Genomic DNA, 22,007 nt, shown 5'->3' with positions numbered 1-22,007 from the left:
TCAGACGAACATGGACTTTTCCTTCACCGAAGAACAAGAGACCGTCGGCAAGGTGGCCCGTCAACTCTTCGATCACCGTGCCACCGCCGAACACCTGACCGACCTGGAATCGGGCGTTGAAACAGGTGGCGTCCGCTACGACCACGCGCTGTGGCGTGAGCTGGCGTCCTCGGACCTGCTGGGGATCGCGCTGCCCGAGTCTGTCGGCGGCAGCGGTGGTAGCTTCCTCGACCTCGGCGTGCTACTCGCCGAAGTCGGCTGGAGCGTCGCGCCTGTCCCGGCCTACGCGACCCTGGTGCTTGGTGCGGATACGATTGCGCGCCACGGTGACTCGAGTATTCAGCAGCGCTACCTTCCGAAGGTGGTGGCCGGCGACGCGATCCTGACCGCCGCACTCGCCGAACCGGGGAATTCCGATCCGACCGCGCCGCGCACCATCGCACGCGCTGATGGCGACGCCTGGACGTTGACCGGCACGAAGGAACTCGTGCCGGCGGCGCAGCTTGCCGAAGCCATCGTGGTGTCGGCACAGGCGGATGACGGCCCAGGCCTCTACGTCGTCGAGACGGCAAGTGGAGACCACAGTGGCGTCGTCGTCTCGCCGACAAGCACCACCAACGGCGAACCCTTTGCCGACGTCGAACTCGCCGGCGCTATCGGACGCCGGCTCACCGGAACCGACGGGCCGGATGCCGTCAGCTCGCTGTACACCCGGGCACTTGTCGGACTGTGCGCCATGCAGGTCGGCGTGACCGAGCGGGCGTTGAAGATCGCCGCCACCTACACCAGTCAGCGCGAGCAGTTCGGCAGACCGATCGGCTCATTTCAGGCCGTGCAGCAGCGACTGGCCGATGCGTTCATCGACGTCGAGGCGATACGGTGGACCACCTGGCACGCGGCGTGGCTGATCGCGGAGGCCCGACCCGCGGCCCGCGAGGCCGCCATCGCCAAATTCTGGGCCGCTGAAGCCGGAGCGCGGGTCGTCGCGTCAGCCCAACAGGTCCACGGCGGTATGGGCATCGACGTCACCTACCCGGTGCACCGCTATTTCCTGTGGGCCAAGCAGATCGAGCTGTCACTGGGATCGGCCCCCCAACAACTCGCCCGGCTCGGCGCAGCATACTCGGAAGGAAACAAATGACCTCCACCGTCGACCGCACCACCACGCTCGGGTGGAAATCCATCAACGTGGGCGACGCAGTCACCCCGATGGACGTTCCAGTGACCACCACACTGATCGTCGCCGGTGCCATCGCATCCCGTGACTACATGCCCGTACACCATGATCGCGATTTTGCGAATTCCCAAGGATCCAAGGACATTTTCTTGAATATCCTGACGACCAACGGACTTTGCGTGAAGTTCCTCCATGACTGGGCGGGCCCCGAGGCGATGATCAAGAAATTATCCATTCGTCTCGGTGTGCCGGCATACCCGAACGACCCGATGCGATTCACGGGATCCGTCACGGACAAGTCGTCGGCCGACGGCGAAGGCTTCATCGAGGTCACCTTCAAGGGCACCAACAGCCTCGGCGACCACGTCTCCGGGACCGCGGTGCTGAGCCTGCTCGAAGGTGTGGGTGCATGAGCGACGGCTCGCGCGGTATTGGCGGCAGGGCCGCGGTTGCCGGAATCGGCCAAACCGAATTCTCCAAGGAATCGGGCCGCAGTGAGATGCAACTGGCCTGCGAGGCAGTCAAAGCCGCCATCAACGACGCCGGCCTTCGTCCGGCCGACATCGACGGCATGGTCACCTTCAGCGTCGATGACAACGAGGAGATCGAGGTCGCGCGCAATGTCGGGATCCGGGATCTGACCTTCTTCACCCGGGTCCCACACGGCGGTGGCGCGGCCGCGGGAACGGTGATGCAGGCCGCGATGGCGGTCGCGACGGGCGTGGCAGAAGCGGTGGTGTGCTATCGCGCGTTCAACGAGCGATCCGGATTCCGTTTCGGCGGCGCCGGCCGTCAAGCGGGCGTGACGCCACTATGGATGGCGCCCTATGCGCCGTTCGGATTTATGACGCCGGCCGCCTGGGTCGCGTTGCACGCTCAGCGCTACATGACCACATACGGTGTCACGAACGCCGATTTCGGCAAGATCTCGGTCATCGACCGCAAGCATGCCGCGAACAATCCCGACGCCTGGTTCTACCAGAAGCCCATAACGATTGAGCAGCACCAAGAATCGCGGTGGATCATCGAACCCGTGCTGAGATTGCTCGACTGCTGTCAAGAAAGCGACGGGGGCGTCGCCATGGTGGTGACGAGCGTCGAGCGAGCGCGCGACCTGGCCAAGCCGCCCGCGGTCATCGCGGCCGCCGCGCAAGGCGCCGCCCACGACGGTGAGGTGATGACCAGCTACTACCGCGAGGAGATCACGGGCCTGCCCGAAATGGGTGTCGTCGGCGACAAGCTGTGGCGGGATTCTGGCCTTAAACCGCAAGACATTTCGACGGCGTTCCTCTACGACCATTTCACGCCTTTCGTCTTCACTCAACTCGAGGAGCTCGGATTCTGTGGTCGCGGGGAAGCCAAGGATTTCGTCTCGGTCGAGGAGTTGTCGCTGGGCGGCAGGATGCCGATCAACACCAACGGCGGACTGCTGGGCGAGGCCTACATCCACGGCATGAACGGCATCACCGAGGGTGTCCGCCAGGTACGGGGCACGTCCCATAATCAGGTGGACAACGTCGAACACGTGCTTGTCACGTCGGGTACCGGCGTTCCAACGAGCGGGCTGATCCTCGCGCCCGACCACTGAGCGCAGAAGGCCAGGATTCCAGATGACACACGCGACGGCGATCGACACACGCGAGGTGCTCATCTCGGCCGCATTCGCCTGCTTCCGAACGCAAGGGTTGCGCAAGACGACGATCGTCGACATCGCGCGTGTCGCAGATGTGTCCAGGAGCACCTTCTACGAGTACTTCCGGGACAAAGAGACGATCGTCGAGGCCTGTGCGGAGGCGGCGTCCCAGGGCTTCTATCGCAGGCTGGCCAAGGCGATCGACCGCCACGGCGGTAGCACCTTGGAGGAGAAGCTGGTCCGGGCAGGCGTTTTCGTCACCCAAGCCCGCCGGGTGGTGGAGCCCGAGTCATATTTCGACCAAGACGAAGTCAGCCTGATGTTGACCAAGAATGCGTCGACCCTGCTACGGGAATGCAGCGAGTTCCTCGCACCGTATGTGTCGGCCGCACGACTGACGGGCGAGGTCCGCAGTGACCTCGATGTCCGCTCTGCTACGGAGTGGTTTGCGCGGATGTTGTTCTCGCTGTTCACCACTCCGTCGCCCTACCTCGACATGGGCGACGACAGCGTGGTCGCGGACTTTGTCCGGGCCTACGTAGTGCGGGGTTTCCTGAATGCCGGGCGCCGGAGCACAGTGCGGGTCAACCTGACCGCCGCGGGAGACTCGACTTAGTGTCAGCGGGCGTCAACCGGCTGATGCTACCTTCGCGCAGGAAGTTGACGGTGTAGTCCTCGTACGTCAGGCCGTGGGGCTCGAGGCCTATCAGGTCGAGGAATGGGTACCACTCCCGCGAATCGACGAACCAGTCCCACCGCGTTATATGGCCCTCTTCGTTGGTCCACACGTAGTCCCATTCGTGGAGCCTGAGCACCGTCCCGTCAGGCAGCGTTCCCGCATAGGTGTCGCGGACTGCGAACCCCCAGTCGGCCGCCGTACAGTCGAACGGCGTGACGATCCGAAAGTCGGACATGTGCTTCCACCACATGCGAAATTCGCACGTGAGCATGTCGCCGTCTGGCGCAAATTTCCGGATGGCCGCCAGCACTTTCTCGGACGCGAGGTCGGCCATGGGCATTGCGGCACCGTTGTTGAACAGGGGGCACATCATCACGGCGTCTGGTGAGTAGATCCACTCGTCGCCGTAGGTGATCTTTCCGATCTCCGGTGCCTTCGCATAGGTCTCCCATTTTGCGTGGGCGATTCTGCGGTGCCGAGCCGTTCGGTCAGACGTCATTCTCTTTCCCTTCTGAAGGGTTGCCGCGCGAGGTGCTTCACCGCGCCGAACAAAAATTCAGCCCGTTTTGCGCACCGGCACATTGGACCATCCACACACGTTGGACATCGCTACCCGCCGCAACCCGCTGCGATCGACGTCGTATTCGGGGAGGAGATCGAGCAGCGCCTCCAGCGCGATACGGCTCTCCATCCTTGCGAGCGCCGCCCCCAAGCAGCTGTGCACGCCGTACCCGAACGCGAGATTGAAGCCCATCTTGCGGTCCCTGTCGATATCCAGCCGGTCGGGATCGGGGAACATCCGCTCATCACGCGTTGCCGAGCCAGTGACCAGCAAGACTGCGCTTCCTTCGGGAATTACTGTGCCGTGCAACATCACATCGCGGGTAGCGGTGCGGACCTGGTACTGCGACGGTGCCTCATAGCGCAACAATTCCTCGATCGCCGCGGGAATCTTGCGGCGATCCTCCCTCAACTTTCGCCACTGGTCCGGGAAGTCGGCGAAGGCGACCATGGCATTGCCGATGAGCTTGGTGACGGTCTCTGCGCCCGCTCCCCCGAGCATCGTCGCAAATCCGGTGATATCGACATCGGTGAGCTTCTCCACCTGGCCGTCTCGCTCGATCTCGGTTTCGATGAGCCGGCTGATCATGTCGTCACGGGGTTCTGCTCGGCGCTGCTGCACCAGGTTGTAGTAATAGATGCCGGTCTTCGTCGATGCTTCGAAACCTTCTGCGGTGGTAGCGATCTCACCCGGACGACGTTCGAGTAGCAGATCAAGCCAGAGCCGAATCTGGTCGCGGTCCTGCTTCGGCACTCCCAACATGGTGGTGATGACCTCGTTCGGGAACAAGGCCGAGAAGGCGGCCACCACGTCGAAGGATGTCGAGTCGAGCACATGGATCCGCTCGTAAACCTTCTCTCGCACCATGTCTTCCAGCGCTGCGATGGCACGCGGGGTGAAGACGTTGCTCACCAGCCTGCGCATCTTCTGGTGTTCGGGGGGGTCCATCGAGATGATCACTTTGGGCACCGGCAGCGCGTCGTCGTGCGCCTTGACCATGTCCAGGGTGGCACCTTTGGCAGACGAGTAGGTTTCGTGATCCTTGCTGGCGGACGCCACGTCGTCATAGCGGGTCAGGGCCCAGAAGTCCCACTCCGCGTTGTAATAGACGGGGGCCGAGTCGCGCAGGCGCCGGTAGGTGTCGAACGCTCCATTGAAGAAGTCGTCCGAAAACGGGTCAAATTCAACAGGGCTATCCGACGCAATCTGTGCCGGCGTTGCGCTCATAGGATCGCTCCGGATTCCTTGTAACTCGCGATGGTGTCCCAGTCCAAGCCTGCTTCCATCAGAACTTCTTCGGTGTGCTGGCCGTGTTCGGGTGCGCCCGGCGGGACAACGGCCTGTTCGTCGAACTGGACGGGGTTGGTGGGCAGCGAGTACGGCGAACCGTTCATCGTCGTGGTGCTCGCGACATAGCCGTTGGCGGTTACCGCTGGGTCATGGCAGAGCTCGTCCGGTGTCTGCACCACCCCCCAGGCGCCGGAAATGCCGGCAAGCTGTTCGCGCCATTCGGCGAGTGTGCGTCTCGCAAAGACCTCGTCCATGAGTGCGATGAGTTCCGTCCGATTGGCGAATCGCGATGCCGGATCGGCGAATCGCTCGTCACCGATCAATTCGGGGAGGCCGATGGCGCGCATCGCTTCCGCGTAGAACTTGTCGAGTTGCAACATCATCAGCTGGACGTAGCGGTTGTCCTTGGTGCGGTAGGTCCCCACCAATGGATTGGGCGAGTCGGCGTGGCTGTATTTCGGGATCGAGCTACCTCCGTGTATCTGGCTCACTGCGACATCGGGACTGAGGTTCCACGCCGCGAGCCCGAGCAAGGAGACATCGACGACCGACCCTTGACCGGTGGTCGCCTTCTTGTACAGCGCGGCCGCGATCCCGCCCGCGATTGCCATGCCCCCGAGCAGATCTCCGAATGCCGGCCGCGACCGCACCAACTCCTCGGCGCCTTCGGTGAGCATGGTGGCGATGCCGCCGCGTGCCCAATAGGAGACGCCGTCATAGCCCGGTTTGTCCGAGTCGGGACCCTTCGGGCCGTGGCCTGACCCGCGCACGTACACGATGCCGGGATTCGCGGCTCTGATGTCGTCGACGTCGATGCCCATCTTCTTGCGGCGACTCGGCAAATAACTGGTGAGGAAGACGTCGCACGTAGCCGCGAGCTTACGGATGACATCCTGGCCGTCTGGAGTGCTCAGATCGACGCCAATCGACTTCTTCCCCCGATTCGGAATCTCGATCATGTAGTTGACCGTGCCACCGCCCTCGTCCACGATGCCCATCGTGACGAGGCCGCGCTGAGGGTCACCGCCCTCGCGCGGCTCGACCTTGATTACCTCGGCACCCCACTCCGCCAGCACGGCGCCGGCCGACGGTACGAAGGTCCATGCGGCGACCTCCAGCACGCGGACACCATTGAGCACTTTGTCGACGGAAATGGTGGCCTCCATTGATCGCAGTGGTACGGGTGCGAGCGCACCGACAAACTAGCAACGGCGGAAACGCCTGCTTACATCGAGTGAGAATGTCAGTTTCGACGAGATTTGTAAACCGCGTCGACGTGCGCGGCAGCCCCTGCCCGATGCTAAGGGCGCGCTGACAGACGCCCCGGAAGCGCAGGGTCTCCATCGGCCCAGAAGGACCGCCAGGTCGGCATGCGATGGGGCATGGCCGCACGCAACGTGATGTCGGTCGGCCAACGCATGAACTCCGGACCGGGGCGCTCGGTCACATCGACTGAGTACCAAGGATGCTCCCGCCGTCTGACGAAACACCACTGGCCGTCGCGACGCTCGTACACGTCGTCATAGCGCATCGTGATCACGAACCACCCGTCGCCGTCCTCGTGTTCGGCTCGGCAATACACAGAGCCGATGGCGTGGTCAGCGTCGACGAAGTCGAATTGATGGCCGCAGATCAGGTGGATGCTGCGGTAAAAGCGCCGCAGCACCCGGTCGTACCAACGCCTTAACGCATCCCTGCCGCGGCCCTCGGCGCCCGCATCGACATCGTCGACGAACAGCGCCACCAGTTCGCCGAGATCGCGCGCGTCGAGGGCCATGGCGTACCGGCTGGGCAGCTGACCGATTGCGAGGCTCGACTCCAGCCGGTCCAACCGATCGTGACCGGCCCAACGCTGCGATTCGGTAGCCATGGCGGAATTGTAAGCTGATAGCAAATGAGAACCTATGTTCTCGTTTAGCGCAAACCCTACTATCCTGCGGTCATGCCCTTCCCGAACATCTTGCCCACGATCCCTGCTCTGGTGAGGTCCTGCGCGGCACGCTTCGGGGACAAGCCGTTCCTCATCGTGGGCGGGCAGGAATTGACCTATCGCGACCTTGACCGCCGTTCAGCTGCGCTGGCGGTCGCCCTGTTGTCCGAGGGGATAGGCAAGGGGGACCACGTCGGAATCTTGATGCCCAATAGCGTCGACTGGGCCTTGACCTGGTTTGCCGCCACACGCATCGGCGCAGTCGCGGTGCCGCTCAACACGTTCTACAAGGCGTCCGAACTCGCCTGGACCGCACGCCATGCTGACCTGCGCGCGATCCTGGCGTTGTCGCGGTTTCGCAACCACGAATTTGTGGACCGACTGCAGGAAGCGCTGCCAGGGCTGGCCGATCAGCGCGAGCCCGGCCGCATCGCGGTACGAAAAGCGCCGTTCCTGCGGACCGTTGCGGTGTGGGGAGCATCCGATCAGCCGTGGATGACAGCGATCGACGGTGATCGCGAGATGTCGGCCGCCGACGCCGAATTCCTGGTCGACGTGGAATTGTGTGTGACACCAGCCGATGACGTGACCATCATTTACACCTCGGGCAGTACCGGCGACCCAAAGGGGCCCGTGCACAGCCAGGGCACACTCGTACGGCACACCTACAATCTCACGTTCATGTACGGCGTCACCCACGATGACGTGATGTTCACCGCCATGCCCTTCTTCTGGGTGGGAGGACTGATCACAGGGCTACTCGCGGTGATCCACCACGGCGCGACACTGGTCACCCAGCCCGCTTTCGACGCTGCCGAGGCACTAGAACTCATGGAGCGCCACCGCGCGACGATCACGCTGGGCTGGCCGCAGCAGGGCAAGACGCTGGCCGAGCATCCCGATTTTCCCGCACGCGACCTGAGCTCGGTGCAACGCACCAGCATGCCCGCGATGGTGCCACCCCAGCGTCAGCCCAAGGGCTCTAGTGGACTGGGAATGACGGAGCTGTGTGGCAATCACATCGGGGTCGACCCGTATCTGCCGCAGCCGCCCGATCGGTCCGAAACCGGCGGTCTGCCAATCGAAGGGCTACACCACCTGCTGGTCGACCCCGGTACAGGACAGCCGGTACCCGTGGGCACGCCCGGCGAAATCTGGGTTCGCGGGTATTCGTTGATGCAACGCCTGCACAAGCGTGAGCGTGAGGAGGTGTTCACGGCTGACGGCTACTTCCGCACGGGCGACTGCGGCGTCGAGTACGACGACGGTTGGATCAAATTCACCGGGCGGTTGGGCGACCTGATCAAGACGGGAGGCGGCACCAACGTCACACCCAGCGAAGTGGAATCGGCGCTGGCCGATTGCGACGGCGTTCTCGAGGCGTACGTGGTCGGCGCCGAGACCGATGGCGGAACGGTGGTCGCCGCGGCGGTGGTGCCGCGCGGCGAATCGACGCTCGACGGCGAATCCTTACGCGCGCAGTTGCGTGCGCGGCTGTCGGCGTACAAGGTGCCGAAGTTCATCTGGGTCACCGCAAAACAGGACCTGCCGTTCACCGCGACGGGAAAGGTCAAGAAGTCGGAACTGGCGCAGCGGCTCAGCGGACTCATGGCGCGCTCCTGTGACGGGTGACCGGCTTTCGAAGCCATCGCATGGCTGGCCTCGGATGAGTCAAAATTCGTCACCGCGGCCGCAATTTCCGTCGATGTCGGAGTCGCCCAGGCTTAGCAGCACCCCACTCAGTTCGGCCGGGCGGGAAAAGAAGGGTGAGTGCCCGCCGTCCAATTCGACGACCTGCGCCCCGATCCTGGCGACCGCATTGCGCCGGGCCCACGACTCCCCCACCGCGCGGTCGTCCCGCATCAGCACGTAAGTCGACGCCGTATCGGGCCAGCGGTTGATCGGACACCGCTGGGTGAATACGGTGAACGATTGGTACCTCAGTTCGTCGAATGCATGACGCGCCAACGCCTCCGGGCAGTCGTGGTAGAAGCCTTCCCGCACCGACTCCCAGCCGAGGCCGAACGGGCCGTCACCATGCTCTTGCGGCTCGGGAAACGTGATCGCGTCGGGGTTGGCGCCCAGGTGTTCGACGAACGACTGGCCCGGGACGGGCAGGAGCCCACCGACGAACACCATGTGGCGCACCGGGTACAAGGTGGCAATGACGGGTGCGCACAGCCCCGAGATCGAGTGTGCGACGACGACGACATCCTCGGAAGCGCCGTCAGCTTCTCGCTCGATCGCATCGATCGCCACCTGCGCCCACTCCAGCGCTCCCGCCGAGTCATCATCGACCGGGAGATCCGGTGCGACCGCGCGATGGTCTCGCCGCCACAACTCCGTACGCACCGCATCCCAGCAGGAGCCGTAATGCAGCCCGCCGTGCAGCAGCGCGAATACGGTCACCGTCGGGTGCGGGAAAGTCGACTAACGATTCCAGCTCCGGCCAGCGGTGATCCGATGAGGCCAGGCGGCGCGGCCACCACGCAAGGAATGGCGTTCACCGCGGCCATCGCGGTGGCCGTGATCCCCGGATTGATCCGGGGATCACTCGACTGTTCCAAGTACAGTTCCAGGCTCATACTGGGATCGCCTTCAACACGAAAAACCATGCCGCCCTGTCCGTCGCGCGAAGGCTTGGGCCAATGTTCGGGCCACGGGGTGGAACTCACGGTCGCGAAGTATTGCACGGCCACCACTTTTCGGTCGTCGACCACTCCGGCCAACTGCCAGCGGTGCCCACAAATCGTCCCCGCCGGCACTACGCCGAGGGCCGTTGGTAGATCGACCGGGGACAGCAGTGTCTCCCAGTCGAGTTCTACGCTGTCGAGTTCGATGCCGAGCAGGTCCGCGATATAGCGCACGACCGTCTCCCAGTCATGATTTACCTTGCCCGAGGCTATGCGGACCGGGACGTGGCCGTCCGGCTTGCCGAAACCCATCGACTCATGCAGCACATCCCAAATGGGATAAGCCATGTCCAAGTCGACCGCGTATTCATCCATCCGGTACGAGGTGACCCTACCCGCGCCGGAGAGAAGGGCGGTCGGAAGATTGAGGCTGATGAAGCCGGGCTCGCTACCGGTCGCGTAGAACGTCGAATGGCCCTTTTTGGTGGCCGAATCGAGCACTGCACGCCAGTGATGCGGCGCGGCGTCTGGGTACACCATCGGGATCGTGGAGATCGTAACGACATTGATCCCCGACTCCAGCAGCGCGGCAATATCAGCAATCGCGTCTTCCTCCCGGCGCACGGCGGTTGCGCAGTAGGACACGCAATCAGGCTTTAGCGCAATGATTTCCGCCATGTCTGCTGTTGCCGTCACTCCGACGCCCTCGACGCCACACAGCAGGCCCGCATCAGTTCCGACCTTGCTCGGTGTCGAAACCTTTACGCCGACGAGATCCAGTGCCGGGTCGAGAATCGTTGCCCGCAACGCTTCTCTTCCGGTGAGCCCCGTCCCGATGTGGACGACACGATAGCGGGCGAGGTCCTCGTCAGTCATCACCATTCCCTTCGGTCGGCAAATCCGCAATTCTCGGTCGGGCGGGCGTCAACACGCCGAATATGTGCTGTCCCAGAATGGTTCGAACAAACCGGTGGAGGCCACATCGGATCCGACTCATTTGTAGAATGGCCCCGGCTTGCCCGATTCCTCGAGATGCCCGTAAGGGTCGTATTCCTTGACATTCGGATACGGGTTCTGCTCATACGCAGGTGACGACAATCCCACGGCACGTAGCGCGGACAGTATCGCCAGTGGTATCGCGAACGATACGAGACCTACCGAAACCGAAACGAGGAGCTGGCGCGTCAGTGTGGCCTTTTTGCGGCCCGGTCGCGCCGGAAGCCGGCGCACGATCCGGTTGATCAGCACCAGTTCGCCGCCATCGTCGCGGACGCACATGACGGCGACCATCGCAAAGATGAACGAGTCATACACCGCCATGATGAGCGGGAAATGGATGTGGCGGATGTGCAGGGTGGGGCCGACCGCCTCGGAGTAGTAAAAGATGCCGAACCTCAACCACGTCAACTGAACGAGCGTGTTTACCGGTATCGCGATGAGGAATGTACCGAGGAAGACCGCGGCAAGCCGGTGGCGCGCAAGCCAACCGATGCGGCGAACCATCGGATCCAAGAAGTGATCGTGCAGGTAGAGGATTCCCAGCCCATTGAGCAGGTAATAGGCCGCATAGCCCCCGAGGAACGACAACGCGGGCTCGAGATTCGGCGCAATGTTCATATACGGCCATGACGACGGGAAGTGCAGCATGCGCGGGTCGAAGATGGCGAATGTGGCCCAGTTGGCCAATGGATCCAGCGCGCCGGTGATCAGGCCGGCGAACGCGATCACCACTGCCCAATGCACCTTGCGTTGTCGTACCGAGAGCCACACCAACGTTCCGATCAGACCGATCGCCAGCGGGATGGAACTCAGCGCGACTACCAGCGGCCAGTTATCGAAGCCGAGGAACGGCGGATTGGGCGCCGGGCCAGGAGTGGGGTTGGTCGTGCGGGCATCCCCGTGAGTGCCCGATTGCACAGTCGCGACGGTTACGACCGCAAAGGCCAGGTAGGCGACAACGAACAACCCCCACCCGGCCCTAGACGGCCATGACAAGCCGCTGATGCCTGCATCCATGGGTTTGACGGCACCTGATTCACTGCCCGCGTCAACGGTGTTCGTCATGACGGCCTCGCCGGCAGCGTCCAGCCTCGAACACTCGTAGTGCGAGCGCTTCGCGTTGTCAATAGTCAGCCTCTCAGAGCCTCAACCCGTTGAGAATATGTGTTTCCAATGATCGCAAACAAGCTTTCTGCTGAGCTCAGCCGAATTTGGTCCGGTGTTTCGCGGGCATGTCGGCGATGCCGTTGAGGGCGTCATGTTGGCGCTGACTGTCGCATGGCCCTTGCCTGGAGAGCCAATTGGCGACCGGCGGCACCTTGCCGTTAAATCGACTGTCGTCCCTGAGTCGAGCTTCAGCCAATACCCCGGATGAGAATGCTTATTCTCTCATGCGAGAATCGGGGTAACGTCGGCGCAGTCATCCACCATGAAATCACCCGAAGGAAGCACATTATGAGCGACCGGCACTCCAGCATCGCGGGGACGCGGATGTTGATCGTCGGGGCATCTTCCGGCATTGGACAGGCGTTGGCCCTCGCCGCTCACTCCAGGGGCGCTGCGGTGGCACTCGCCGCACGACGGATAGACCGCCTGTCAGAACTGGCCGATCGGCTCGGAGGATCGGCACACGAGCTCGACGTGTCCGATCCGCGCGCCATCGAATCGGTCATCAGTGGCGTTGTTGCCAATTTCGGGAAGCTCGACGCCGTCGTATTCACCAGTGCCGTGGTGCCGTTCGCGCTGATCGAAGAGACCGACGTGGAGACCTGGCTGCACGCGTACGCCGTCAACGCCGTGGGCGCCTCCCACGTATTGCGAACGGCCCTCCCCTACCTGGCCGACAACGCAACGGTCGTCATTGCGTCGAGCCACGATGTAGGCCACCCCCGCGCGGGTGTGGCCGCCTACCATGCGAGCAAGGCCGCGCTCGACGAGATCCTGCGCTCCTGGCGGGCCGAACATCCCGAGCTCGCCGTGATCCGCGTCAGCGTCGGCCCCACTTGTGACACCGAAATTCTGCGTGGGGCCGATCGCGACTTGTTGGCCGATCTATACCGTGCCTGGGCGCGCGGTGGTCAGATTCCGGACGATATGTCCACCGTCGAGGACGTGGCCAACGCAATGCTTTCCCTCATCGCCATGTCGCACGCCAACCCCACCGTGGTCAGCGAGATCGTTCACCTGGCTCCCCGGATCATCAAGGGCCAGCCCACATTCAGCGGCGGCCGGTAAGGGAAGGACTATCCGATTGACATGGGTTTCGACGGCGCAACGGCGGTCGTCACCGGAGGCAGCAAGGGGATGGGGCTGGCGATAGCTGAGAGTCTTGGCGCCGAGGGCGCTTCGGTGGCAATCATGGCACGCGGCCAGACTGCATTGGACTCGGCTGCTAGAAAGATCCGCAGCGCCGGTGCTCCCGAAGTGCTGACGATCAGCGTGGATATGTCCGATCCCGAGTCCATCACATCGGCGTTCGCGTCCGTTGGTCATGCCTGGAATAGCCTGAATGTCCTGGTGCACACCGTCGGTCCGAACGCAGGTGCGTTTGAAGACCTCGACGACGACGACTGGTACGCCGCATTCGATCTCGGCACGCTCTCCGCTGTGCGCTCGGTGCGGGCCGCGCTGCCACTGTTGCGATCGGCGCATTGGGCTCGCATCGTCACACTCTCGGCGCACTCGATCCAGCGCCAGAGCTCACGCCTGGTCGCCTACACGGCCGCTAAATCGGCTCTGTCGAGCTTCACCAAGAATCTGTCTAAAAGCCTTGGCGCCGAGGGTATCCTGGTCAATTGCGTCTGTCCCGGTACCATCGTGACGGCGAGCTTCACCGAAATCTTGCGGGATGTGCTTGCCGCCGATGGGCTCGACTCATCGGATCCGAAGCACGTGATGACCTGGGTCGAGACGACCTACGGCCATCCCTGCGATGTCGGCCGCGCCGGGTTGCCCGAAGAGATCGCATCCGCCACCGCCTATCTGGCGTCACGGCAAAACGGCTACGTGACAGGCGCCACGGTCAACGTCGACGGTGGCTCCGACTTCGTCTGACCGTCGGATCAGCCCGTCTCGAATGCGGGCGAACTCGTCAGCGCACCAGAGGTCGCGTTGCCGGCCAACGTCATCGGTCGAGCCCACGCGCCAGCGCGAACACCGCGGTAGCCGCATCGAGCAGCTCCGGTGTCAGCATATTTCCGGTGTACTCGACCCAGCACCAGCTTCGCGCCGGCCGCACGCCCGACGATGTGCTTGTCACGGAACCGAAGACGTGCAGCGGGCTGCCGCTGGATTCGAACGCGAAGCTGTACGAATCGGTGCCGATGGTCGCGTCCAGCGCCGTCATCCGTCCGGCTTTGTTGAACGTCGGCTCCGCGGTGACATCGTCGTGCACCGTGGTGACACCGTCTTTGAGCTGATAGCCCGGACCGAAATCCACACCTTCGCGGCCCTGCCAGAAGCTGCCGCCGCCCAACTGCCCATCGTCGAACTCATGCAGCCAGGACACCCACATACCTTGCAGGTGCCGGGCAATGGGAAGTTCGGTGTACACCTTTGTCGGTGGTCCGTACGCGAAATCCTGGTGCGCGTAGCCCGATACCTCGATACCGTCAACCCTGCCGGTGGCGTACATCAGCTCATGGCGGTAGTAAACGTCGTCGTCGATGCCGTCCTGCGCGGGTACGTGCGTGAGGACGATGTCGCTGACCGTCCGTCCGTGTATCTCCCATCGGTTGCTGGCGTCATACCAGTGGAACCCGTTGGCATCGCGTTCGATTCGCCCACTCGGAAACGACAGCTGCACCGTATCGCCATCATCAACGTATTGCAGCGGTTCAAACCAGTCGATCGTCGAGTACTCGAGATAAAGGTGTGGCGCGTCGGCGCCGAGGTCTTTTGGCAGTGACCGAAATCCGCACACCGGAGACACCACATGGGTCATTCCGGTGAGAAAGTCGTCACATCCCCGCACCCCCCAATAGTTCTGACCGGATGCGTCGGCGACGACTGCGCCGAACCAGATGCCCGACAATCCCATCCCGGGACTCGGGACCCATCCGCGCCGGTAATGGGCCCGGGTCGGCATGTCGCGAAGGACTTGGAAATCAACTGATTTGAGCACTCAACTCTCCTCGCAGCGGCGCGGTGGATGTAGCGATAGGCGCCTACGTCGTGGGCACGACGCCGCGCTCAGTCCAGTGCGCGACGAACGGGGCAATCGTCGACAGGTCGTAAAGTCCCGGTTCGGCCGCAATCACGGCGGGAATGGCGTTGATGGCGTGCATGGCGGTGGCCAGACAGCCCTGCTCGGCGTGATCCTGGTCGTGGGACCCGATCACGAGCTGAAAGGTCATGTTGGGCTTGCCCTCGAAGGTCACCGCATAACCGACCTCCGCCGGCCAGTCGGGAGCCAGATCGTCGGCCATCCTGGTGAGGTGTTCGACGGCGAGCGTGGTTTCGCCGCAGTCGGCCACGACGCCGAAGCGCATGGCGCCCACGGTTCCTGCCGGAATCTCCCCGGCGGCCACCGTCAGCGCCTTCGGTGTCGTCACGACCTCGCGGAACCCCTCGACGGACTGGATACTGAGTCCGAGCTCCTGCGCAAGGACTGTGGCGCTGCCGATCCATGCGCTCGCGGCGTAGTCGGTGTTGGCCAGCAACGGGGTGGGATCATCGGGCGCATGACCGAAGCCCATCGCATTGAAGATCAGGTCGTGGCTTGCATAGGTCGAATAGTTCAGCACCTCCCGCACACTGATCCGGTTGGTACGCTCCGTCAGTCGGGACAGGATCGGCGCGAGCGACTCACCGACGAAGCCCGGGTATAGGCCTAGCCCGAGAAACGACGAACTGCCGGCGCGGCAAGCTTTTTCGATTGCGTCTGCCAGCGACTCGTGCAGTGAGCGGGGATGAATAAACCGACTGCCGGTGGCCACCACGTTCTTACCCGAGGCCAACAAATCACAGACATCGGCGAAGCAGCCCGGCGTGTCGATCTCCACTTTGCCCATGTAGAGCACCACGTCCGCATCGGTACCGATGATGGTATCGCGATCGGCACAGGTCAGCACTCCTGCTTTGGGCACCCCGCACAGGGTGCCCGCATCGATCCCGGTTTTTCCCGCGTCGTAGACCCGCACGCCGACGAGTTCCAGGTCCGGCCGGCTCAAGACGTGCCGCAACGACATCGTTCCGGTCACCCCGGTAGCCCATTGGATTACGCGAGTCATGTCAGGCGATCTCCTCTAATCCCACACGACGTCGAGGCGCGGTGGGGAACGAAACATCGTGCCGGTCACGTAGGGCGCCGGGGCGTCGGGGTCGAGTCGCACCCCTGGGAGTTCGTCGAGCAGGGCGTTGAAGATCTTGGTGCTCTCCAACCGCGCCAGGTGCATTCCCAGGCACACGTGCGCACCGTGGCCAAAACCGATGTGCGGCTTGCGCTCGCGGAAGATGTCGAAGGACTCGGCGTCCTCCCAGCGCGTCTCGTCGTGGTTGGCGCTGCCGAGGTTGACCATCATCGTCGAGCCCTTGGGGATACGCAGCCCGAAGAACTCGGTGTCGACCGTGACCTCCCGGATGAAGTTGAGCAGCGGTGTCTCCCACCGGATGCCCTCCTCGATCGCCTGCGGCAATAGGCTGCGGTCGGCGCGCACCGCATCGAGCTGGTCGGTGTGGGTCAACAGACCCAACGCAAGGCTAGCCGTCGATCGCGACGTGGTCTCTGCCCCTGCGGGCAGAAGATTGCGCATGAATCCATAGATTTGCTCATCCGACATTTTGATGCCGTCGATCTCGGCCTGCGACAGAATCGTCACCATGTCGTCCTTGGGCGACTTGCGGCGGTCGGCAAGAACCCCGGTGAAGTACTCCTTCATCTCCGCCGAAGCTTTCATCGCCGTTTCCATGTCGGCACGAAAGCCCAGCAGGTCGATGGCCAGCCGGTGGAACTCACCGATCTCGGATTCGGGCAACCCGAGAAGGGCGGCGATGATCCGGACCGGGATCGGCATGAACACCGCACTGACCAAGTCGGCGCGCTTGTCGTCACGGAACTTCGCGATCGTGCGATCCACGAGGGGCCCAACGAGTTCGGTATCCCAGCGTTTCATCGAGGACCTGGCGAAAGCGAATTCGTGCAGCCTGCGGTACGTCGCGTGCTCGGGTTCCTGCATTTCCAGGATTGTTGGGCCTTGCAGCGGTCGCACCATGTCCTCGTAGATTCGGGTGCTGAACGTGATGTTGTCGGTGAAGACGGCTTTGACCGCGTCGAACGAGTACGCCGTGAATGTCTTCGTGCCGTCGGATCCGTCGGCGGGAACGCCCATCTCCGGCCAGCCCGGGTGAACGGCCGCCTTCTGGCGCAGTTCGCGCAGCAGCGGGTATGGGGTCGTCGCGTCGCCGTCGGCGCCCATTCCGGCGTTGAACTTCTCCTGCGCCTCGCGGATGCGTTGCTCGATGTCGTCGGTCACCGTAGGCTCCGCCACGTGCCACCTCCCGTACGGCGGTTCAACATACATCTTGTCGGTTGCAAACCTACATGATGTAGGTTGAACGAACCAGAACCTCGGGGAAATCCGAAAGCGCAACACGGAGCATTCGATTGGTCATTCGAGTCGTGCAATGGGCGACCGGCGCCGTCGGTCGGGCCGCACTGCAGGAGATCATTGAGAATCCGCATTATCAGTTGACGGGCGTGCTGGTGTACGACCCGGCGAAGGCCGGTCTCGACGCGGGCGCGCTCTGCGGGCTGCCGCCGACGACGGGTGTGATCGCGACCGCGGACAAGGACGAGATCATCGCCCTGGGCGCCGATGTCGTTATGCACGCGGCCAGCAAGGCCCACGCCATCGAGACGAACGCCGAGGACATCTGCCGCCTCCTCGCGGCGGGCAGCACCGTCATCACCACGACGTCGTACAACCACCTACCCACCTACGGCGCGGAGACCGAATCGGCGTTCGCGAGGGCGTGCCGACAGGGCGGCTCACGCTTCCACGCGGCGGGCGAGAACCCCGGCTTTATGTTTGAGCGGCTCGTCGCAACCGTGACGGGGTTGAGTAAGACCATCGACCGCATCGACCTCTACGAGGCCACCGACGTATCAGCCGTGGACAGTCGGCCGATGCTCGTGGACCTCATGGGCATGGGCAGGCCACCAGAAGATGTCAGCATTGACTCCCCGATCATCAAGAAGCTCGACATGGCCTACCGCCAGGCCCTCAATGCCACGGCTGACGTCCTCGGGATCACCCTGTCCCACATCGATGTGGAGGTCGACGCCACAACACTGCCCCACGACATCGACGTCCTGGCCGGCACGATCGAGGCGGGAACGGTTGTCGGGCAGCGTTTCTCGTGGGTCGGTCACTGGTCGGGACGTCCGTTGCTGGCCATTCACGAGGAGTGGGTTCTTACCCGCGACCTTCCCCAGTGGGGCATGACGCCACTGACACCCGGCGAAAAGGCGCCGCTGATCCGCGCGGTCATCAAAGGTGTGCCGAGCTTTGAACTCCAACTCGACGTGGCGTTCGACGGCGCGGCACCATCGGGCCAGCACGCCATGCCCGGTCACCTGATGATCGCCATGGGCGCGGTCCGCGCCATTCCCTACGTACTGGCCCAACCACCCGGCATCGTGACAGCACCGGTGTTCGGCGCGATCCAACTAGGCTGAACCGCAGGCGACCGCGCGTGCGATGTGGTCGCTGGGCGCCGCGTGGAAAGCGTGCGCGCTGCCGTCGGGCAACACCCGCCGGGCCACGAGATAGTCCGACCCCATCCAGCCCTGTCGGATGTACCGGCCAAACCGCAAAAACGTTCCCGGTGCGCCGCTGGCCGACGGGACGAGCTTCACCTGCTCCATTCCGTTTTTCACACCTTCGCCGGTCAGCGGGCGCGCCGCGGCGAGCCCACGCACGATCACGGTGGCCGCGTCGTGCGACAGGCAAGGCATCGAGTGCCCCGGCCGGCGACCGTACCGCGCCTCGAAGCGGTCGAGGAAGGCCTGTCCGACAGTATTGCGCTCGTCGTAGCTGTCCAGGCCGATCCAGCCGGCCAGGTGCCGCATCCACTCGGCGTTGATATGCGCCATTTCGAACGCCGTTGTCGTGTATCGCGGCGGATCCCAGCCCGCGGCCAGCAGCGCATCTGTGAAACCCCACAGGCCATGCCCGAATCCGACGTGCACCAGGGCGTCGGGTTTCGACTCGCGCAACGCCGTCACCGTTTCAGACTTGTCAGCCTCGACCTGGGGAATCGCCACGGTCGCAACCACCTTCAACCCCGCTGCATCATAAGCTTTTTGGGCGAAGGCGAGATACTCCTTGCCGATGAGCGACGACTCGTAGGCAATGGCGACGCGCGACCGAGCATCGCCGATCATCACAGCGGCCAACATCACCGGCTCCTCGGGCATCGAGCCGTTGTTCAGTGCGAAACACCAGTCGCCGAGAGCCCCCTCCGAACCCGACAGGGTGACGATCGGAACCCGTGCGGTGGCCTCGACGTGGGATCGAAGCGGCACCACGTTGTCCGACACCCAGGGGCCGAAAATGGCCAGACACCCCTCCGCCACGAGCTCGTCAAAGGCCCGTTCGACCGCAAGATAGGTACCGTTGGGCAAGCCCACCGCGTTGCGGGTGACGAGTTCGATCGGCCGGTCGAGCAGCCCGGAGGAAAGGGCTTCGTCCATCACCAGCCGCAGCGCGTCGAGGCTGTCGTTGTCGGTGTCGCCTGTGGTCGGATAGTCGTTGAGCAAGCCGACTTTCAGAGGAGCGACCGACCCGTACGCGCGAACCTCATCGTCTGCCATAGCGGGAACATACCGGATGAAGGTTGTCAAGATCGACGGGCATGCCGCGCTCCTACGTGTCGGAAACATGCGTTTACGAAAATCGAATATCGTAGTTTCGGCCGTGTTAGCTTTTCTGAGCAGGGGGTCGCCGTGCTAAGGAGACGCAATGACGCTCGCATCGCCGCTGGAATCGCGCGTGCCGCCTGTCGACAAAAGATATCGCGTGATTCAGTGGGGCATGGGCAATGTCGGCACGCTGGCGCTACGCCACTTTGCGCACAACCCCCTCTACGACGTGGTCGGGGTGCTGTGCAATCGCCCGGAGAAGGTAGGCAAAGACGCAGGCGAACTCGTCGGGCTGGCGCCGATCGGCGTGCTGGCAACCACCGATAAGTCCGCCCTGGAGGCGCTCGACGCCGATTGCGTGTTCTACGCGCCGCTATGGTCGGACATCGACGAGATCTGCCGCCTGCTCCGCGGGGGGAAGAGCGTCGTCGCCTCGGGTGGCGCGTGGTGGCATCGGACCGAAACCAACAGCGCGGACATCGACAAGATCGAAGCGGCGTGCCAAGCCGGCGGCACTTCGTTCCACGGAGGCGGCATCCACCCGGGCTATGCGGCGGATCTGCTCGTTCTGACGCTGGCCCGGATCGTCGGCAAGACCGACCACATCCACATCTACGAGGCGGTGAACTTCAACAAGGACACGTTGAAGTATTTGGACGAGATGGGATTCGGAAAAACCCCAACTGAGTTCGCGAAGGGCAATCTCTTCCAAGATGCGTGGTCGTTGTTCGCGCAGTCGCTGACGATGGTTGTCGAAGGGCTGGGCAAAACGGTGGAGAAGTTCACGACGGACGTGGAGTTGGGCACGGCTACCCGCGACATTCCCTATGAAGGAACTCCGGATATGGACATGCCGGGCCTGAAAGGTGTGATCAAGCAGGGCACCGTCGCATCGCAGCATCACCTCTGGACGGCGTGGGTGGACGGTAGGCCATTCATCACCTTGCACGAGCTCTACTCCTTCATCGAACACGACGCCATCGACCCGAAGCCTGAATGGGAGCCGTATTACCACTACCGGGTGGTGATCGACGGCGAGCCGGGGACCGAGCTGATCCTGCGAGGTAGCGAGGCTGCACGAGATCACGCGAAGCCCGGCCACATCGGCTACGCCTGGACCGCGATGGAACCCGTGAACTCCATTCCAGCGATCTGCGACGCGCCGCCGGGTTTCAAGTCCCACGCCGACCTCGGACTCATGACCGTCCGTGGGATCGTGCGTTGAAGCGGTCCCGGCCCGGCACTCAACATACAGCTTGAATGTTGCTACGATCATCGGCATGGCGCAGCGCGGTGGGGCGGACGACGATCGGCGTGCGCGTGGCGAGCAGACGCGTCGCGACCTGATCGAGGCGGGCCGGGAACTGTTCGTGGAACACGGCTTCTTCAATACGAGCATCGGCGACCTGGTGACGAAGTCGGGCGTCGGCACGCGCGGCGCCTTCTATCACCACTTCAAGGACAAGGCTGAGCTGTTTCGCGCCGTCTTCGAAGATGTCGAGAACGACCTCACACTGCGGTCCATCGCCGCTCCCCCGCCCGGCGCGGACCCATGGGAGCGGCTCACGAGCGGTCTGCACGGATTTCTCGAGGCGGCGACCGAACCCGCAGTGCAGCGGGTCATGCTGATCGACGGCCCGGTGGTGTTGGGCTGGCAGACTCTGCGCGAGATCCAGGAGGGCAACAGCATCGCCCTCATCAACGACGTTGTCCGCGAGGCGATCGCGGCGGGCATCATCGACGACCAACCCGTCGGGGAGCTGACCCACATGTTGGTCGCAGCGCTCGAGGAAGCCGCACTGTTGGTTGCGCATGCGCCAAACCCCACCAAGGCGCGCCGGCGGGCCGCCAAGATCCTCGACCGACTATTGCTCTCGTTTGCCGTCGAACCCCGAAAAACATTGCGGCGGTGATCATTCTAGTCAATGCACATGAACCAGCGCTGCGGTTGTGGAAATGTGTATTTCCACATTCTAACTATAGTTCTTCCGCATAACTGATAACCTCGCTCTCAACCTCTGCACAAGGAGACCCATGCAGCCCGAAGACATGATCCTGGTCAGCGCCGACGATCATCGGGTGGAACGCCCGGACCAGTTCGAGGGCAGGATTGCCGGCAAGTACGACGACGAGGTCAACAAGATCAGCTATGAGGATGCCTGCGGATGGTATTCGTTCGCACCGTTCGAACACACCGCGGGCGCGACCCTCAGCTCCGTCAGCGCCAAACTCGATGTCTGA

At 63.3% G+C, this 22,007-nt stretch carries 22 protein-coding genes; 11 read left to right on the top strand and 11 right to left on the bottom strand.

Going from position 1 to position 22,007, the window contains the following annotated elements; all coding sequences use genetic code 11:
• The first annotated feature begins 10 nt into the window (after positions 1–10).
• From A5775_RS01015 to A5775_RS01000, 4 genes are read left to right on the top strand one after another with little or no spacing between them, the layout of a single operon-like run.
• Positions 11–1,141 (top strand): acyl-CoA dehydrogenase family protein, encoded by a 1,131-nt coding sequence (locus A5775_RS01015; protein WP_067245955.1) that lies wholly within the window; start codon positions 11–13, stop codon positions 1,139–1,141.
• Positions 1,138–1,590 carry a MaoC family dehydratase gene (locus tag A5775_RS01010; protein ID WP_067245952.1) on the top strand — a complete coding sequence of 151 codons (453 nt, stop codon included), beginning with the start codon at positions 1,138–1,140 and terminating at the stop codon, positions 1,588–1,590. The genes A5775_RS01015 and A5775_RS01010 overlap by 4 nt, the downstream gene beginning before the upstream one ends.
• Positions 1,587–2,765, top strand: coding sequence for a lipid-transfer protein (locus tag A5775_RS01005; protein WP_067245949.1), 1,179 nt, complete (start codon positions 1,587–1,589; stop codon positions 2,763–2,765). The genes A5775_RS01010 and A5775_RS01005 overlap by 4 nt, the downstream gene beginning before the upstream one ends.
• A 22-nt stretch (positions 2,766–2,787) precedes the next feature.
• Positions 2,788–3,426 carry a TetR/AcrR family transcriptional regulator gene (locus tag A5775_RS01000; RefSeq protein WP_067245945.1) on the top strand — a complete coding sequence of 213 codons (639 nt, stop codon included), beginning with the start codon at positions 2,788–2,790 and terminating at the stop codon, positions 3,424–3,426.
• On the opposite strand, the gene A5775_RS00995 is transcribed toward A5775_RS01000, so the two are convergent.
• From A5775_RS00995 to A5775_RS00980, 4 genes are all read right to left on the bottom strand, one after another.
• Positions 3,395–3,988 carry a hypothetical protein gene (locus tag A5775_RS00995; RefSeq protein WP_067245942.1) on the bottom strand — a complete coding sequence of 198 codons (594 nt, stop codon included), beginning with the start codon at positions 3,986–3,988 and terminating at the stop codon, positions 3,395–3,397. The two genes, A5775_RS01000 and A5775_RS00995, sit on opposite strands and share 32 nt — an antisense overlap.
• 57 nt (positions 3,989–4,045) lie before the next feature.
• Complete coding sequence (locus A5775_RS00990) at positions 4,046–5,278, bottom strand: cytochrome P450 (RefSeq protein ID WP_067245939.1); 1,233 nt, start codon at positions 5,276–5,278, stop codon at positions 4,046–4,048.
• The gene (locus tag A5775_RS00985) at positions 5,275–6,507 is read right to left on the bottom strand and encodes a CaiB/BaiF CoA-transferase family protein (RefSeq protein ID WP_067245936.1); all 1,233 of its coding nucleotides are present in this window, start codon (positions 6,505–6,507) and stop codon (positions 5,275–5,277) included. Before A5775_RS00985 ends, A5775_RS00990 begins: the two co-directional genes overlap by 4 nt.
• A gap of 134 nt (positions 6,508–6,641) precedes the next feature.
• Positions 6,642–7,172 (bottom strand): nuclear transport factor 2 family protein, encoded by a 531-nt coding sequence (locus tag A5775_RS00980; RefSeq protein ID WP_082952837.1) that lies wholly within the window; start codon positions 7,170–7,172, stop codon positions 6,642–6,644.
• A 111-nt stretch (positions 7,173–7,283) separates the two neighbouring features.
• Between A5775_RS00980 and A5775_RS00975 the strand changes: the two genes are divergently transcribed.
• Entirely contained in the window at positions 7,284–8,903 is a 1,620-nt protein-coding gene (locus tag A5775_RS00975) for a class I adenylate-forming enzyme family protein (protein WP_067245930.1), read from the top strand.
• Positions 8,904–8,942: 39 nt separating this feature from the next.
• Here A5775_RS00975 and A5775_RS00970 read toward each other — a convergent pair whose 3' ends face one another.
• The 3 genes from A5775_RS00970 to A5775_RS00960 all read right to left on the bottom strand — a co-directional run bounded on the left by A5775_RS00970 (position 8,943) and on the right by A5775_RS00960 (position 11,968).
• Positions 8,943–9,680 (bottom strand): alpha/beta fold hydrolase, encoded by a 738-nt coding sequence (locus tag A5775_RS00970; protein WP_067245926.1) that lies wholly within the window; start codon positions 9,678–9,680, stop codon positions 8,943–8,945.
• The gene (locus A5775_RS00965) at positions 9,677–10,780 is read right to left on the bottom strand and encodes a dihydrodipicolinate reductase (RefSeq protein WP_231995085.1); all 1,104 of its coding nucleotides are present in this window, start codon (positions 10,778–10,780) and stop codon (positions 9,677–9,679) included. Before A5775_RS00965 ends, A5775_RS00970 begins: the two co-directional genes overlap by 4 nt.
• Positions 10,781–10,897: 117 nt before the next feature.
• Positions 10,898–11,968 carry a spirocyclase AveC family protein gene (locus tag A5775_RS00960; protein ID WP_067245922.1) on the bottom strand — a complete coding sequence of 357 codons (1,071 nt, stop codon included), beginning with the start codon at positions 11,966–11,968 and terminating at the stop codon, positions 10,898–10,900.
• 390 nt (positions 11,969–12,358) lie between these two features.
• On the opposite strand from A5775_RS00960, the gene A5775_RS00955 reads away from it, so the two are divergent.
• Together A5775_RS00955 and A5775_RS00950 are read left to right on the top strand one after the other, a co-directional pair.
• Complete coding sequence (locus tag A5775_RS00955; RefSeq protein WP_067245919.1) at positions 12,359–13,138, top strand: SDR family oxidoreductase; 780 nt, start codon at positions 12,359–12,361, stop codon at positions 13,136–13,138.
• Between the two features lie 15 nt (positions 13,139–13,153).
• Positions 13,154–13,957, top strand: coding sequence for an SDR family NAD(P)-dependent oxidoreductase (locus A5775_RS00950; protein WP_067245916.1), 804 nt, complete (start codon positions 13,154–13,156; stop codon positions 13,955–13,957).
• A gap of 70 nt (positions 13,958–14,027) precedes the next feature.
• Here the strand turns inward: A5775_RS00950 and A5775_RS00945 are convergent, their stop codons facing one another.
• From A5775_RS00945 to A5775_RS00935, 3 genes are read right to left on the bottom strand one after another with little or no spacing between them, the layout of a single operon-like run.
• Entirely contained in the window at positions 14,028–15,026 is a 999-nt protein-coding gene (locus A5775_RS00945) for a hypothetical protein (protein ID WP_067245913.1), read from the bottom strand.
• Between the two features lie 43 nt (positions 15,027–15,069).
• The gene (locus tag A5775_RS00940) at positions 15,070–16,134 is read right to left on the bottom strand and encodes a dihydrodipicolinate reductase (protein WP_067245911.1); all 1,065 of its coding nucleotides are present in this window, start codon (positions 16,132–16,134) and stop codon (positions 15,070–15,072) included.
• 15 nt (positions 16,135–16,149) lie between these two features.
• Entirely contained in the window at positions 16,150–17,391 is a 1,242-nt protein-coding gene (locus A5775_RS00935) for a cytochrome P450 (protein WP_067245908.1), read from the bottom strand.
• 131 nt (positions 17,392–17,522) lie between these two features.
• On the opposite strand from A5775_RS00935, the gene A5775_RS00930 reads away from it, so the two are divergent.
• Positions 17,523–18,581, top strand: a complete 1,059-nt coding sequence (locus A5775_RS00930; RefSeq protein WP_067245905.1) for a dihydrodipicolinate synthase — start codon at positions 17,523–17,525, stop codon at positions 18,579–18,581.
• On the opposite strand, the gene A5775_RS00925 is transcribed toward A5775_RS00930, so the two are convergent.
• Entirely contained in the window at positions 18,573–19,718 is a 1,146-nt protein-coding gene (locus tag A5775_RS00925) for an ABC transporter substrate-binding protein (RefSeq protein WP_067245901.1), read from the bottom strand. The two genes, A5775_RS00930 and A5775_RS00925, sit on opposite strands and share 9 nt — an antisense overlap.
• Before the next feature lie 148 nt (positions 19,719–19,866).
• Here A5775_RS00925 and A5775_RS00920 point away from each other — a divergent pair, with 148 nt between their 5' ends.
• From A5775_RS00920 to A5775_RS25780, 3 genes are all read left to right on the top strand, one after another.
• Positions 19,867–20,991: a dihydrodipicolinate reductase gene (locus A5775_RS00920; protein ID WP_067245898.1), complete on the top strand. Its 1,125-nt coding sequence runs from the start codon at positions 19,867–19,869 to the stop codon at positions 20,989–20,991.
• 55 nt (positions 20,992–21,046) lie between these two features.
• Positions 21,047–21,679, top strand: coding sequence for a TetR/AcrR family transcriptional regulator (locus A5775_RS00915; RefSeq protein WP_067245895.1), 633 nt, complete (start codon positions 21,047–21,049; stop codon positions 21,677–21,679).
• Between the two features lie 121 nt (positions 21,680–21,800).
• Entirely contained in the window at positions 21,801–22,007 is a 207-nt protein-coding gene (locus A5775_RS25780; protein ID WP_067245892.1) for a hypothetical protein, read from the top strand.

It is taken from the genome of Mycobacterium sp. 852002-10029_SCH5224772, from assembly GCF_001667315.1.
Taxonomy (GTDB): Bacteria; Actinomycetota; Actinomycetes; order Mycobacteriales; family Mycobacteriaceae; genus Mycobacterium.
Note: the sequence above shows the minus strand (reverse complement) of the source record. Positions and strands in the feature narration are given on the sequence as shown.

Bases quoted from the DNA above. Each gene is read 5' to 3' on its own strand.
- A5775_RS00915 (WP_067245895.1), top strand. From the start codon at position 21,047: ATGGCGCAGCGCGGTGGGGCGGACGACGATCGGCGTGCGCGTGGCGAG.
- A5775_RS00995 (WP_067245942.1), bottom strand. From the start codon at position 3,988: ATGACGTCTGACCGAACGGCTCGGCACCGCAGAATCGCCCACGCAAAA.
- A5775_RS01010 (WP_067245952.1), top strand. From the start codon at position 1,138: ATGACCTCCACCGTCGACCGCACCACCACGCTCGGGTGGAAATCCATC.
- A5775_RS00985 (WP_067245936.1), bottom strand. From the start codon at position 6,507: ATGGAGGCCACCATTTCCGTCGACAAAGTGCTCAATGGTGTCCGCGTG.
- A5775_RS00975 (WP_067245930.1), top strand. From the start codon at position 7,284: ATGCCCTTCCCGAACATCTTGCCCACGATCCCTGCTCTGGTGAGGTCC.
- A5775_RS01005 (WP_067245949.1), top strand. From the start codon at position 1,587: ATGAGCGACGGCTCGCGCGGTATTGGCGGCAGGGCCGCGGTTGCCGGA.
- A5775_RS25780 (WP_067245892.1), top strand. From the start codon at position 21,801: ATGCAGCCCGAAGACATGATCCTGGTCAGCGCCGACGATCATCGGGTG.
- A5775_RS01000 (WP_067245945.1), top strand. From the start codon at position 2,788: ATGACACACGCGACGGCGATCGACACACGCGAGGTGCTCATCTCGGCC.
- A5775_RS00940 (WP_067245911.1), bottom strand. From the start codon at position 16,134: ATGACTCGCGTAATCCAATGGGCTACCGGGGTGACCGGAACGATGTCG.
- A5775_RS00925 (WP_067245901.1), bottom strand. From the start codon at position 19,718: ATGGCAGACGATGAGGTTCGCGCGTACGGGTCGGTCGCTCCTCTGAAA.
- A5775_RS00965 (WP_231995085.1), bottom strand. From the start codon at position 10,780: ATGACTGACGAGGACCTCGCCCGCTATCGTGTCGTCCACATCGGGACG.
- A5775_RS00960 (WP_067245922.1), bottom strand. From the start codon at position 11,968: ATGACGAACACCGTTGACGCGGGCAGTGAATCAGGTGCCGTCAAACCC.
- A5775_RS01015 (WP_067245955.1), top strand. From the start codon at position 11: ATGGACTTTTCCTTCACCGAAGAACAAGAGACCGTCGGCAAGGTGGCC.
- A5775_RS00955 (WP_067245919.1), top strand. From the start codon at position 12,359: ATGAGCGACCGGCACTCCAGCATCGCGGGGACGCGGATGTTGATCGTC.
- A5775_RS00990 (WP_067245939.1), bottom strand. From the start codon at position 5,278: ATGAGCGCAACGCCGGCACAGATTGCGTCGGATAGCCCTGTTGAATTT.
- A5775_RS00920 (WP_067245898.1), top strand. From the start codon at position 19,867: ATGACGCTCGCATCGCCGCTGGAATCGCGCGTGCCGCCTGTCGACAAA.